Raw genomic sequence first — 15,455 nt, 5'->3', positions numbered from 1 at the left:
TTATTGGACACGGTAGCTGAAACCGAGAAACTCACCCTGGGTGCCTGATTGGGGCCGCCCTTTTTCGTGGTAATTACAATTACGCCATTCGCAGCCCGGGTACCCCAGATAGAAGCGGCGGCAGCGTCTTTTAACACCGTGATGTTTTCAACATCGTTAGGATTGATGGTAGATAGATCCAATTCACTGATCGCACCATCTACCACCACCAATGGAAAGGTTTCTCCACGCAGCGTACTGGCCCCACGAATGGACATACTATAATCTGATCTACCCACACTGCGCGTACCGCTGTTAATTCCAATTTGTGTATTCCCATAGGTAAACATATTATCAGAATTCAAATCAACCTTCAATCCCGCAACCTGGTTTTCCAGTCGCTGTATAAGATTAGGCGTCTTGATTTTCTGTAGATCCGCGGCCTTGATTACAGCTGCAGCAGCAGTAGAACGCTCCCTGGGCAACATCTGATAACCGTTTGACATCACATTTACATCCTGAAGTTGTTCACCTGCAGCAGGTCTCATTCTTATCGATAAGTTTGTCACCTTTCCATCCAGATCTTTAGTAACAGATTCGTAGCCTAAATAGTAAAAGCTTATTGCTGTTGCTGTATTAGGAAGAAAAATGGAAAAACTTCCCTGACGGTCGGTAATGACAGCGCGATTGGAACCATTTGACTTTATGGTCACTCCTGGCATCCCTTCTCCATCCTGATCAGTAACTTTTCCACTATAATAAACCTCTCCGTTATCGTTTTTTAATTGAGTAGCGGAGAGATCATTCTGAAACATCCTATCCTCTTGCGCTATAATAGTGTAATTGCCCTCACTCACATATAAAAACAAAAGACCGTTAGGATATAAAGCCCTCTTGAGCGCCTCATCGACAGATTTCGCATTCAGGCTTTCTGAGGTCGTGGTTTTGCCCTGAATAATGTTGTGCTTATAGGCAAACTTAGTCTTAAATCGGACAGAAATTTCATTTAGGGCCTTTTCAAGTGTTAATGTTTTCTGCTGCGCGGAGGAATCCGTGACTACAAAAAACACCATTAGAAAAACAATCACAGCGGTGATCGGTTTAAGTAGTTTTGTTTTCATTTTTTGCTTGGTTGGTTGTTTGGTTGTTGATTGTATTTTGAAGCCGGACGCGTTAACGTCTTGATGTAAGTGTGATCACGCTTCCCTCCTTCTTTATATTGACATTAAGTATATTACTCAGGGTGAATAAGACTCCGTTCTCATCTTTTAAGGAGATCGTCCCATCTATGACTTCATTGAGGAGATTTTGGTCTTCTATGACAACTTTATATCCGTACCTATCCTGGAAAGCAGCTATAATCTCACTCACTTTCGCCTGCTTAAGAATGAGCTTACCTTCAATCCATGATGATGGAGATATGGACTGCGCAGCACTAGATGTGATCCCCTCATTAAGCATATTGTTTTTGAATACATTACCTGGTATCATACTAAATTCCTTTCCTGTCTTCATCGATCTTACTAGTACCCGGCCACTTATAAGCGCTACCTGAGCTTCATGCCGGCGATCTCTGACATTGAATTCTGTTCCAAGCACCTGAATCTGGACAGTTGGGGTGTGTACCACGAACAGGTCTCCTCTTTGTATTGTTGCAGGATCGACATTCAAATGCCTAACCCTGAAGTATGCCTCTCCATCCAGCGAAACCGACCGCACTTTTTTCCACAGGTAGGCTCTCGGCATGGTCAATACGGAATTCGAGTTGAGGTGTATTTTGGTGCTGTCATCCAATGTGACGATTTTGGTTTCACCGAAAGCTGTTTTAACAACAACATCGCTGTTGAAATACCAGGCTGAAAATACGGCAAAAACCAGAGATGCTGCAATAGATGAAATCCAGATCGCTGTTCGCCTGATTTTCATTTTTTTTACTTCTCTCTCTGTTATTGAAGCCTTGATATCAACCCAAAGCTCCTCAATAAAAAATGGTGGGATTTGAATATGTTCTGCAGACAGAATGTACTTTAACTCTTTGAAGGCAAGATTGTAATTTTCCAGGTGACCTGCATTCGCCTCAACCCAGCCCTTCCAAAACGCCACATCATCCTGAAGATTATATTTTACAAAGCGAATGAAATCCTGATCATTCAGAAATTCTTCAACAGTATAATTATGGTATTTTTTTTCGTTCATCTATGGTACCTTTAAAGCAGGTTCACCATATAGACAGATGAATATTGAAAATTACCCCATGAAATAAAAAATAATTTAAAAAAAATTGGTAACGGTTACAGGATATGATTTTTATTTATGCTAATGAGATAAATCATCAATAAAGCCTTGTCTATTTTCATGATCAGGCGAAGCGCCTCAAGTGCACGGGCGTTGAGTTTATAAGTACCTTTGATGGTTAAATCCATAATCTCAGAGATATCTTCATATTCCAGTTCTTCAAAATATCTTAAATAGATAATTTCTTTCTGCCTGGGGGTTAACTGCTCCATTGCCTTGGACAGTTTCGCAGTCTGCTCATTTTGCTTTTCTTTTTCAATCAGCTCCAACTCAACTGAAAAGGTCAGGTCAAAGTAGTCATGGTCATCAATTTCCGAATCTTTGAATTTCTTCGTCGATAAGCGGTAGTTGTTCGCCGAATTGCGGAACGAGGTGATGATATAACTGCGCACGTTCGATACCATTGGCAGCTTTGTTCTTTTTGACCAAAAACCTACGAAAACATCCTGCATACAATCTCTGACCGCTTCTGAATTGTAGAGCAATCGTGAGCCATATTGAAATATTGATGGAGCATGCCGCTTATAAATTTCTTCCAAAGCTTCCATATCGCCATCCAACAAACGGCCCCAAAGCTGAGTATCGGTTAAGCTATTATCCAAATTCAATGATGAAAGGGGTTTGATAACTACTCAAGTTATATTAGGTTCAACCGCATTTGCAATGATAACATTTTTATTACCAATCTGAAGGAGCTGTTGGATAATATTACTGGAACACAAATTTATAAATATTTTCTTCTAAAACTGTGCTCATAAAAAGCTATTCTGCAACTTCACTTCAAAAATAGACAAACCTGAGTTATAACCAAAGTCGATTTTCAGGTATTGGCTCAACTGAAAATGTTCGAAGAGGAATGCTAAAGAGAAAAAATTTCAGTTTTCTAAAACATTGCTTTCTTATATTGGGAAGTTCAGCATGATGTTTATTCCGCCTGCTGCAAAATATATGATCACAATAGCAGCAACAGCATTAACAGAAGCTTATCCGGTAAAAGCCTCTGTTACCGTTAAAGAACCTGGCATAATTCAATTTTTCAACTAATGAAGCGGCATACCATCGCTCGTTAAAGTTCGATACAGGATGCGATGATATCAAAATAGCCAAAAAAATGTAGTGTAAAACGGTATAGATTTGTTCCAAAAATAATTATCGGTTCGATGGTTGGATTTACATCATTTTTATCAATCCTCTTTAGTTACCTTAACATCAGTAAAGTGACCTAATGTTCCGGGGCCAATCCATAACCCGATACTTCCCCGAATATCTTTACCCTGCTTTAAGTCATTTACAATCAAAGTAGGCTGAGCAGCACCGTTAACATATAGCTTGGCAGTTTCATCCTTTACTACAATTTTTATTTTGATCCATTCCGCAGGCAATATATCTACATACGCCTCATACTGTCCTGGTGTTTCCTTTCTTAATTTTTCCCAGGGATATCCCGGAATAGAAATATACTGGCTGGAATGGTTTCTGCGCAATTGATCATTTGCCCGACCATTGGTAGGCCGTAAATAAAAAACCTCCATTTTTGATGCATCTAAAGCCGCCCTGAACGCAATACCTACAAAGCCACGGGCTGTTTCTCCAGCGTTTGCAAGTGGTTGCCCGCAAATTGTAGTTTCAATTACGCCGTTATGGAATTCAATATCCTTCAAAATTGCCAGTGTATTGTCCCCGTTAGCCTCACCTTTTATTTGCAGAGCTAGGGCATTTTTACCTTTATAGATAGATTTTTCGACAGTTACCTGAAACGGAACTACATCAGATGGACTTATTGATTTGTGCTGTGCTTTAGATTTCAAACTAAACACTAAGCTCAACACTAAAATAAATAACAGCTTTTTAGTCATATGGAAAATAATTTTCAGTACTTCTGATCCCTCTAAAATAAGAAAAATAATGTTTCTCAACCCATGAGTGCTGATATATCAGCTGCGATGGCCAGTTATATTTTTTTAAATAGGTTGCCATAATTTTTGTTTTTTTAGTGGAAATGTTTGTTCAAAAAAGGATTGCTGTTTATACCGGTATGTTTAAATCCATGCTTCAAACCTAGCGACTTTGCGGCATTGGCACCCCATTTTGAGCTAAAATGAGCTAAAATGGACCAATTAACACCGATAATGAGCTAAAATGGACCATTACAATTGGCCCGCGCTGCCACAGCTGGGCCACTTGTGGCAACCTGCTTAGGGGCAACATAACCCTAAGTGGTGGCGCCATTCTGCGAAAGCAGGCGCTGGCTTTACCTTTTAGGTAGAGAAAAGGTAACGCCGGGGTAACCCTGGGGTTAACTTGGGGTTAACCTGGTAGCAACAAAGGGTAAAGAACAGGTAAAGCAGGGGTAATTAAATACGGCCATTTTGCTGGCTCTCCAGGTAAGCAGCCAGTAAATCTTTCATGTAAAAACAATCGCCACCAGGTAGTTTTATAGGCGTTAATGTGCCGTCTTTTACCTTAGCCCTGCCAAGGCATAAAACAGATACGGATGGCTCAGATCATTTCTCAGCAAGGATAACCATCTTGGGCACATCAATACTAATGCGACCTTCGACATACTTACGAACTCCTTTACAAGACAGTCCGGATAACTTTCACCCGAAATGTGGCTATAAATCCCATTATCGTGATTCTCCGAAAATACCTCAACAACCTTATGAAATTCTGGATATTCGCACATGGCTCTTACCTTCACTATACCTCTTTGCCAGTGCAGCCATTCCTCTCTATTGACAGCATGTTGCAAATCCTATAGAGAACATTTATTTTATTTATAACATATGTAAAATGGTTGATTTACCCCTCGAATTCGGTTGATTTACATCCCTATCAGTAATCGAAGGCACATTATTTTTGTAGTGCAAGTTCAATTATTACAATTTTCATTGTAAATCACCTAACCAAATATCATATGAATCGAAAATGTTTACTAACATTATCAGTCAATCAAAACATACTCAGGATTAGCAATAGCAGGCGGCCTACATTTCTACATATCGGTTCCAGCTTGTTTTTTTACCATTTAATAGCAGATGTAGCCAGATCTGTCATACCCAAAAGGTATTCGAGGGCGCTTTATAGCTATAAATCGAAAGCGTGCTAATGTTAAAGCGGCTACACCAAGGTAGCCATTGTTAACGAACTTAAACTTCATTGTCTAAAACCCGGAGATTTTTTGACATTCAGAAAATTTTATGCCTTCGGGATTATAAATCCATCGGTAGCCGCATAAACTGCCTAACAAATAATCGAAACATAATTATGAAAAACAAAATGCTTTTTTTAAAGTATGCAAGTGTGATTTTACTTGCGGCGGTATGTACTACCAGTTGTAAGAAAGTTGCCGAGGCGACTTCCGGTGAGACGGAAACATTTAATTCGGCAATAACAAAACGGAAAATCCAGGCCATACAGGCTATTGAAATTCCGCAAACGGTTGCAAATGGAACATTTTATTTAATGAGCAGAACAAGTAGTAAGGTTATAGATGTACCCGGTGGTCAAAACGGCAACAATACAAGTGTATGGCAGTGGGGAGGAACAGGTGGCACTAACCAACAATGGAAACTGACAGCCTTATCAGGCGGGTACTACAGTATCATCGGAGTAGAAAGTAATCGGGCGCTGACCGCTGCTGATAATACAAATGGTGGCAATATCCAGATTAATGACTATACCGGTGCCAATAACCAGCAATGGCAGTTTGTAAGCCTAGGGAGCGGCTACTACCGGATTGTTAACAGGGCAAGTGGAAAGGCACTGGATTTATGGGGATCATCATTGGATGACGGCGGCGACATCAACCAATATTCTTCACATAGCGGAGAAAACCAACAATGGGTTTTGGTAAAAATAAAATACAACGGACAAGTTGGCTGGAGATGGACATCAACAGATGGTGTTCCTGCCGATGTGATTACCAGAATAACAAATGCCATGAATGATGCATGTGCACGTTACAATGCTGGTGCAGACTGGGATGCGAGAACCCTTAATGTTTCCTACAATACAGGGGTACCTACCGCTGAGGCAAATGTAAATGGTGACATACGCTTTGGTGCAAATACAGGATACCAGTCTGTTCGTACTGCGATGCATGAAATGGGGCATTGTTATGGTGTAGGACAAACCCAGGGCTGGTACAATCTTACCAACGGAGGTGGATACTCTGGTGCGAATGGCACAGCCTCTATCAGAGCGTTTGAAACCCCTACCAGTAATTTAAATAGCGGGGGTGGCCACTTTTGGCCATATGGAATGAATCAGGATTCAGAATGGTCAGAAGCGAATGCATTCAGGCACGTTAAAATTGTACGCGCCATAGATTTAGACGGTGTTTATTAATTTTAAATCAGATTTATTTGGGGAGCATGCATTGAACTTTTCAAGTTATCAATTATTGCTCCCCATAGATTGTTTCTTCAGAGAATTCTATCTCCGAAATTTAACATAAAGTTTCGATGATGAGGTCACAACATAAATAAAGAATTGTCATCTTGAGCCTTTAGAAAGTACCACCCATAAGATTATTTAGGGGGTATCGATACATTCGTTAAACCTACTACTGCTGGGCCGAACGTGATAATATCTGTGAAGCTTGTTTTAGATACAGCCTCCTATCCTTTTTTTGACGGTTTATGCAAACAGATACAAATTTTCATCCTCCCATCCGAATAAAAGACTATTCTCATCGTTAGCTGTTTAAATGGGGCTAATATTCTCTCCTACCGCATTTATTCCTTGATTCTTTGCGTAGTTAAAGTTGCAAGGAATCGGTTTTAAACAGTTCTCACCTGTATTTTACAGTAGATCGAAAACTGATTAATATTCCAAAAGAAATAAAAAAACACTCAAATAGAAAACGACATGCTAAAATACCGGTCGATATCTTTTTCCAGAAAAAACGATCGGATGCCAAAGCTCATCAATATAAATAATATCAAGAAAAATAAATTAAACGTTATTATAACATTTAATTTAAAATAACTAATTTAGGTGAAACGATGCAGGGCTTTTGCCGATGATTGTTGCTAACCAAATTCAAAAAAACTGTTTATTGCCCCCTAACCATGGAATTCTTTATCGCAGCTAAAGTTTTAATTACTGCATGTGATATGCATGATGTTCTTCTGAATGCTCAAAGTAAGATACTGCCTTTTTAAGAACTGACAAATTATGCCAAAATACGTGCTATTATTATTCTGTCTATTATGTTTTACCGCTCGCATCGCAGCCAATCAAAACGATGAGCGTAGATTGAGTATAAATGAAGGGCTTTCAAATAATTCGGTAAAGTGTATCTTTCAGGATCACTATGGCTACATGTGGTTTGGTACTTACGATGGTCTAAACCGCTACGATGGGAGTTCTGTTAAAGTGTTTCGTAATCGTTTGAAAGATAAGTACTCGCTCCCCCACAATTATATCTACTCCATTGCAGAAGATGCAGAAAACAACATCTGGGTTGGCACAGGTCAAGGTGCAGTAATATATAATGCGCTAAGTGGAAAATTTACACCAGCATATTACACCTCCCGTCCGGGGGTTAAACCCTTTAAACTAATTATTGCGGTGAACACAATTGTTCGAGACCACCAGGGTAATTTGTTTATAGGGACAAATGGGGCAGGCATGTTTTACAAAGGTAAGCATGACAAATACCCTTCTCAGATACTAAACAGTGATAAAAGCGAACCTATTGTGGGTGCCAACATAACAAGTATAGCGATAGGCGATCTAAACCGCGTTTGGATTGCTGTGAGTGGGATGGGACTTTATACTTTCGATGACAGACAAAAAAAACTGGTGCTGGTTAATCGCGAGATGGCGTTTGCAAATTGCCTGTTGGCAAAGGAGAACCGTTTATGGGTTGGGACCAGAGGCGGCCTTTACGAATTTTCGACTATTTACAGTAAAAAAATCATAAAAATCTCATCCGGAAAAAAACTTTCCGGTGGAAGCATATTTTCCCTCATGCTAAATTCAGATCATAAACTCTGGATAGGAATAGAAGGCAATGGTTTATCCATTCTGGATTTAAAGACTTTATCGATTAGCCAACATAAAACGACACCAAGTAGATCTGGCTATATCAGCGGTGAGACGATCTCAGCCATGTATAGTGACAAAGACAACCGTAAATGGATTGCCAAATTGAATGGTGGTATTGTTATCATTGACAGTGCGAAAAAGCATTTTCAAACATTCTATCATAACCCGCTAGACCAGAACAGCCTGGCTCACGATTATGTATCCTGTTTAAATGAAAGAATTAATGGCGACTTGTGGGTTGGAACAGACGGAGGAGGTATGAGTTTATACTCTGAGAAAACAAACGGGTTCACCAGCTTCAGGAATGAACCAAACAGACCAAATTCTTTAAGCAGCAACATTGTTACGAGTATAATAACAGATTTAAATGGCAATACCTGGGTAGGTACCTATGGTGGTGGTATAAACAGGTACCAGGAACAGACCCGCTCCTTTAAAAGATACCGTTGCATTAATAACGAAGGCCAGGAAGACAATTATGTCTGGCTCATATACCAAGATTCTAAAAACACAATTTGGGCAGCTACCTCCGTTGGTGGTGGTATGTACAGATGGAATGTTCAAAATGATCGATTTGAGCTCTTTGATGCCGGCCTGTATGGTCTTAACTCACTGAAAGAAGACTCTTTCCATCAGCTTTGGGCCGGCACTTCGAATGAATTGGCAAAGATCGACACCCGAGCAAAAAACCACGTTTATTACCGGGTGGGTAAACCGGTCAGAGCAATATTTGAAGATCGGGCCAAAAACTTTTGGATTGGCACCGAAGGCGGTGGATTAATACTTTTCGACAGGACAAAAGGAAAAATAAAGGCACAGTTTTCCGATGAAGAAGGGCTGTGCAACAATTCGGTACTTAACATCCTGGAAGACAATCAGGGATATCTCTGGCTGAGTACTTTCAATGGTTTATCCCGGTTCGATCCGGTGCACAAAACCTTCAACAACTATCATCGTGAGAGTGGTTTGTCGAGCAATCAATTTTCATACAATGCAGCTTTATGCCTAAAATCTGGCGAGATGGCGTTCGGTAGCATAAAAGGTTTTACGCTTTTTAACCCAAAAAGCTTCCAGATAAACAATTCAAACCTTCCAGCCCCATATCTGTCCTCGGCTTACGTGAATAACCAATTTATTAAAGCCAACAATGAATTAGTAGACCACACCAATAAAGAAAGGATATCCGAGTTAACAGTCCCTTATAATGATGCGGTATTCACATTTACTTTTTCTGCTATAGATTTTGCAGATAGAGGCAGAATAAAATTTGCCTACCATCTCGAAGGGGGTAATAATGGATGGATGGAAACCACAGCTTCCAACCCTGTTACCTTTCTTCGTTTAACTGACGGGAAATACATATTACATGTTAAACGAAATAATTATATTGGAGGATGGGGCCCCGATAACCGCTTGCTAACCATAAACGTACTCCCCCCCTGGTACCGCAGCTGGCTTGCTTACCTTTGTTATCTGCTTTTTGGTTCTGCTTTAATATACGCCTATAATGGTTATAGGGTACGACAGGCAAATCTAAATTACGAAATCAAAACGGCTCAGGTAAATGCACAAAAAGAAAAAGAGCTGAACGAGAAAAAATTTGCTTTCTTCACGAACGTTTCACATGAGTTTAGAACTCCCTTAACACTGATCATCAATCCGTTGAAAGATTATATGCATGATCATTCTGATTCGAATAACAAGGGGAAGCTTGATCTTGTTTACCAAAACGCAAAACGGTTGCTTAAACTTGTTGACCAGTTACTCCTGTTTCGAAAAGTTGGTGCTGAGAGCGAAGATTTAAGAATTTCAAAGCTCCCTATTTCTGAAATTTGCAGAGAGATCCATAACAGCTTTTCCGGTCAGGCAGCGTTGAAAAAGTTAGACTGGCAATTTATCTGCCCGGATACATCCATTGAGCTATATGCTGACAGGGAAAAGGTACAGGTAATTCTTTACAACTTACTTTCAAATGCGGTTAAATTCACTAAACCTTTTGGAGAAATTAAGATGCAGCTATGGGAAACGGAAGATACAGTGGAATTAAGTTTAAAAGACAACGGAGTCGGTATTGATGGTGACGTTAAAGAAAAATTATTTGATCGATTTTATCAAGTCCGGGAAAACAGCACTGCGTCGGGATTTGGCATTGGTCTTTATCTGGTAAAGCAATTTATGGATCAGCATTATGGGCAGATTTCTTATGAAAGCATACCTGGGAACGGAACTACATTCTTTCTATCTTTCAAAAAAGGAAACAGCCATTTCGGCAATCTCTCTATCAGCGAGGATATTCCATCGGAAACCTTTCGGGCTGAAAATCCCCCAAAACTGAACCCGCCAACATTAATAACTGATCCAAATCTTCTGCTAACTGCTCAAGATATCATCCTAATTGTAGAGGACAATCAGAGTATCCGAGAATACATCCAGGGAATATTCAATAATGATTACCTTGTAATTACAGCTGTTAGTGGAAAAGAGGGATTGGAGCAGGCCATCCATCACTTACCAGACATCATCATCAGTGATATTCTCATGGAGGATGGCAATGGGATTGAGCTATGCAGTACTATAAAAAATAACCCTTCTTTGGGACATATCCCTGTAATTCTACTAACTGCACTGTCTGATAGCGAAAATCGGCTAAAAGGCACCCAATGTGGCGCAGATGATTACATTACCAAACCGTTCGAAAAGGAACTATTGATTGCAAGAGTTAAAACATTGCTTGAAAACCGGACCAAACTTCAGCAATATTTCTATAACGAGATCACATTCAAAAAACAAAATTTTAAAATCTCTCCAGAGTACCGTGAGTTTTTATCGACCTGCATCAGCATTATTGAACGGAATATCGCAGATGAATCTTTTAATATAAAGAAGTTTTCACAGGAGATTGGCATGAGCCATTCAGGCCTGTACCGAAAGGTTAAATCTATTTCCGGTCAATCAATCGCTGGATTCATCCGCTTCATCCGTCTTAGAAAATCTGCTGAACTCATGGTTGAATCTAACTACACAATCAAAGAGATTGCCTGGGAGGTTGGTATCAATGACATCAAATATTTCCGTAAACAATTTAGTATATTGTTCGGAATGAATCCCTCAGAGTATATCAAGAGTTATCGAAAAACACCTGGCAAATAATTAATTTCAAAGGCCTCATCCGGTATATTGCTCCATACAAAAACCATCGGAGATGATCGCAATCTCTATTAGTTACCTACTACATCATAAAACTGATCTCAAGTATTGCTGCTATGCGAAAGCATTTAGGTTTTGCAGTCTGAGCGGAAACAATTGAATAAACAGATCAATTGATTTTGACGGAGCACAAGCCCTGTAAGGGCTTCATTTTACCTGCCGGATTTGAAGACTGTTCAGCTTAAAATACATTTTTACTGATGCATTTGCACACCTAATTTAGCGCTGTTTTTTTATTTTGGAAAGCCATAAAAAGTTAGGCTCACAATAAAAAACCAATATATCTTGACAAAGGCGATTTATAACGCTTTAAATAGACTCAGAGGCGAAAATTGGCGATTTACACCCTCCTATTTGAACGATTTATTCCCCTCGCTTATATCTTATCATGCTACATTAGAACTCAATAAAACGACATCAAACCAACTTTACTGAAATGATTTTATTGATAAAAAGCAAACGACATGGCAAAGTAATAATGCGTTACGTATTTGTAGCTCAACAGGCCGTTGCCCGCGCATAAAACCTTTGCACAGACCAGCCTTTTGATCAGATAAACAGATGTAGCCACTAACCAAACAAACCTGGTATCAAGAGATACTGGTTTGCCCCCTATAAACCAAATTATGAACCATTTAAAGCTTATTTATGAAAAGATGATGTAATACACCCCTGATCTTAGGTGATCCCAAACTATAATTATTAAAATTCCAAATAGAATATATATGAATAACCAAACTTTACAAAAAAAAATTATCCCCAAAATCCTTTTGCTATTTCTACTGATTGCACCATACATCAGCTTTGCACAAAGTAATGAGATTGTTGTTAAAGGTAAAGTAAGTTCTGATACGACTACTATTGTTGGCGTTACAGTGCAGTTAAAAAATGATACAAAAAAAATAGTCTCCACGGACGCCGAAGGAAAATACTCGATCAAAGTACCTTCGGATGGTATACTTGTATTTAGTTATACCGGATTCGAAAAACAGGAAGTCGCTATCAACGGCCGCCCTATTGTTAATATAATGTTAAAGTCGAGTGAAAATACGCTAAACCAGGTGGTGATAACTGGTTTTGGCGGTTCACAAAAAAAGGCCAGTGCCATAAGTTCAATTACAACAGTGAACGTGAAAGACTTAAAAGGACCAACCGGAAATTTGACAAATACCCTGGCAGGTAGAATACCAGGAATGATTTCTTTCCAGCGTAGCGGCGAGCCTGGCCTGGGGACAGACAATTCCTCGTTTTTCATACGTGGTCTTTCCACATTTGGTTCAGGTAAACAGGATCCATTGATTTTAATTGACGGAGTCGAATCATCAAATACCGACCTTGCCCGTCTACAGCCCGATGACATTTCAGACTTTTCGGTACTGAAAGATGCTGCCGCGGCGGCAGTATACGGTGCCCGGGGTGCTAATGGAGTTGTGCTGGTAAATACAAAAATGGGAAAAGAAGGTACAACGCAATTTTTTTTCCGTGCTGAAAACCGCATGTCAAGCAACACTGACAATTTCGAGTTGGCAGACAATATCACTTATATGCGGTTGGCTAACGAAGCGCTGCTCACCCGTTCACCATTGTCTAAACCTACTTATAGTGAAAGCAAAATCAACCATACCATTGCAGGAGATGATCCTTCCCTCTACCCAAATAATGATTGGATGGGCCAGTTGATCAAAAAACGAACGTTAAATCAAGGCTATAACCTTAATATCAGTGGTGGTAATTCACGTACTAAGTATTACATCTCCGGTACCTATAATCAGGACAATGGCGTTTTGAAAGTGGATCCCCTGAATAATTTCAATAGCAATATTAAACTGGCAAACTACTCTATCCGTTCCAACATCAGCCTCAACCTGACGAGCACGACACAATTTAACATTCGTATGTACGGGCAATTTGATGACTATAACGGGCCGATCGGCGGCGGCGGAAAGTCATTCAACAATGTTCTTTGGGCTAATCCGGTCATGTTCCCAGCCGTGTATCCGAAATCGAAGCTGCCCTATTCCGAGCATCCTTTATTTGGATCGGGCCGTATTGTGGACGCTGGAGGGATTACTACCTCACTTTATGTAAATCCATACGCTGAAATGGTAAAGGGCTATAGTGTATACAAGACATCAAATATACAACCACAGCTTGAACTCCAGCAAAATCTCAACGCTATCGTTCCGGGATTAAATTTCCGGACGATGGCCTATTTGAGAAGATATGCATTCTATTCGGCAGACCGGAGTTATAATCCCTTTTACTACGATGCCGTTATAGATCCGGTAACGCTTGACTATAGTTTAAATGTATTAAACAGCGGAACTGGTGTAACCGCTGGAACGCCAGGTACAGAATACCTTGGATTTGAGCAAACAGCGAAAAAGCTGGATTCACGTTTTTGGCTTGAAGGCGCATTGACTTATAATCATCTTTTTAAAAAACACTCGGTAAGTGGCTCTTTAATATCTTATATATCCAATTATGAAGCTGCTGACGCAAATGACTTAACCGCCTCTTTACCTCAGCGTAATCAAGGTATTTCGGGCCGTTTCTCTTATGGGTATGATGACCGATATCTTGCAGAATTTAACTTTGGTTATAACGGATCAGAACGTTTCGCCATCAATAACCGTTTTGGCTTTTTCCCATCTGCGGGATTGGGTTACCGTATTTCTAACGAAAAGTTTTTCAAGCCTATAAAAAGTGTGATCAACGACTTAAAATTCAGGGCCACATACGGATTAGTGGGAAACGATCAGATCGGTAATATTGGTGACCGTTTTTTCTACCTGTCCAATGTTAATCTAAATGATGGCGGCTATGGCGCATCATTTGGCACGGGTGATGGAATTCCTTTTTATTCGCGTCCCGGCGTTTCGATCTCCCGATACGCAAATAACAACATTACCTGGGAGGTAAGCAGATCGTTAAATATTGGAATGGATCTTACGGCGCTAAGAGACATCAACCTTACCGTGGAGGTATACAGGCAGTTCCGTTCACAAATATTGCAGCCAAAATCCAGCGTAGAATCTGCTGCCGGTTTTGAGGCCACACCTTTTGCTAACTTTGGAAAGGCCCAAACCCAGGGTATAGACCTCACACTGGCCTACCAGCGCTCTTTTAGCGGTGGCGCCTGGTTAAATTTGCGCGGGAACTTTACTTATGCCACAAGTAAATTAAAAGTAAGCGATGAAATCCAGTATTCACCTGATATTGCTTACTTATCAAGGGTTAACCACTCGCTTTCGCAAAGCTGGGGTTTAATTGCTGAAAGATTGTTCGCAGACGAGAAAGAGGTATCCAATTCCCCGGTTCAGTATGGTGACAATACACTTCGTGGAGGAGATATAAAATATAAGGATGTAAATAAAGATGGTATCATCAACGACGACGACATGGTACCCATTGGCTATCCACAACAACCTGAAATCATATATGGATTTGGAATATCGAGCGGATTCAAACGGTTCGATCTAAGTTTCTTTTTCCAGGGTTCAGCCAGGTCTTCCTTCTTTATCAGTCCGGATAACACACAGCCATTTTTCATGAATGGCGGTTATCAGAACAACTTGCTGCAAGCCATAGCTGACAACCATTGGTCAGAAGATAGGCAGAACATGTATGCTTTCTGGCCAAGGCTCAGTACCAATCGGATTTATTCCAACAACAGACCCTCAACATGGTGGATGCGCAATGGTAATTTTCTGCGTCTGAAAAGTGTTGATATAGGCTATAATATTCCTGAAATAAAGGCACTAAAGTTAAGGAGTACAAGACTGTATTTTTCTGCGACTAACCTTTTCATCTTAAGCAATTTTAAAATGTGGGATGTGGAAATGGGTGGCAACGGACTGGGATATCCTGTTCAGTCTGTCTACAGCATCGGCGCGCAATTTAACCTTTAAGTAACA

General features: G+C 40.1%; 7 protein-coding genes. 3 read left to right on the top strand and 4 right to left on the bottom strand.

The window, feature by feature from the left end:
* From ASU31_RS23955 to ASU31_RS23940, 4 genes are all read right to left on the bottom strand, one after another.
* Positions 1-1,100 (bottom strand): TonB-dependent receptor plug domain-containing protein (locus ASU31_RS23955; RefSeq protein WP_157258251.1); only part of this gene is annotated, 1,100 nt, incomplete at its 3' end.
* Between the two features lie 52 nt (positions 1,101-1,152).
* The gene (locus ASU31_RS23950) at positions 1,153-2,175 is read right to left on the bottom strand and encodes a FecR family protein (protein ID WP_057934777.1); all 1,023 of its coding nucleotides are present in this window, start codon (positions 2,173-2,175) and stop codon (positions 1,153-1,155) included.
* 95 nt (positions 2,176-2,270) lie between these two features.
* Complete coding sequence (locus tag ASU31_RS23945) at positions 2,271-2,882, bottom strand: RNA polymerase sigma factor (protein WP_057934776.1); 612 nt, start codon at positions 2,880-2,882, stop codon at positions 2,271-2,273.
* Between the two features lie 576 nt (positions 2,883-3,458).
* Entirely contained in the window at positions 3,459-4,130 is a 672-nt protein-coding gene (locus tag ASU31_RS23940; RefSeq protein ID WP_057934775.1) for a hypothetical protein, read from the bottom strand.
* A gap of 1,411 nt (positions 4,131-5,541) precedes the next feature.
* On the opposite strand from ASU31_RS23940, the gene ASU31_RS23935 reads away from it, so the two are divergent.
* From ASU31_RS23935 to ASU31_RS23925, 3 genes are all read left to right on the top strand, one after another.
* Positions 5,542-6,624 carry an RICIN domain-containing protein gene (locus ASU31_RS23935; protein WP_057934774.1) on the top strand — a complete coding sequence of 361 codons (1,083 nt, stop codon included), beginning with the start codon at positions 5,542-5,544 and terminating at the stop codon, positions 6,622-6,624.
* Positions 6,625-7,455: 831 nt separating this feature from the next.
* The gene (locus ASU31_RS23930) at positions 7,456-11,481 is read left to right on the top strand and encodes a two-component regulator propeller domain-containing protein (RefSeq protein ID WP_057934773.1); all 4,026 of its coding nucleotides are present in this window, start codon (positions 7,456-7,458) and stop codon (positions 11,479-11,481) included.
* A 782-nt stretch (positions 11,482-12,263) separates the two neighbouring features.
* Entirely contained in the window at positions 12,264-15,449 is a 3,186-nt protein-coding gene (locus ASU31_RS23925) for a SusC/RagA family TonB-linked outer membrane protein (RefSeq protein ID WP_083505512.1), read from the top strand.
* Positions 15,450-15,455 lie beyond the last annotated feature (6 nt).

This window comes from Pedobacter ginsenosidimutans (genome assembly GCF_001442625.1).
Taxonomy (GTDB): domain Bacteria; phylum Bacteroidota; class Bacteroidia; order Sphingobacteriales; family Sphingobacteriaceae; genus Pedobacter; species Pedobacter ginsenosidimutans.
This window is presented reverse-complemented; position numbering and strand designations above follow the sequence as displayed.

Coding starts and splice junctions, on each gene's coding strand:
- ASU31_RS23950 (WP_057934777.1), bottom strand. CDS start 2,175: ATGAACGAAAAAAAATACCATAATTATACTGTTGAAGAATTTCTGAAT.
- ASU31_RS23940 (WP_057934775.1), bottom strand. CDS start 4,130: ATGACTAAAAAGCTGTTATTTATTTTAGTGTTGAGCTTAGTGTTTAGT.
- ASU31_RS23935 (WP_057934774.1), top strand. CDS start 5,542: ATGAAAAACAAAATGCTTTTTTTAAAGTATGCAAGTGTGATTTTACTT.
- ASU31_RS23930 (WP_057934773.1), top strand. CDS start 7,456: ATGCCAAAATACGTGCTATTATTATTCTGTCTATTATGTTTTACCGCT.
- ASU31_RS23925 (WP_083505512.1), top strand. CDS start 12,264: ATGAATAACCAAACTTTACAAAAAAAAATTATCCCCAAAATCCTTTTG.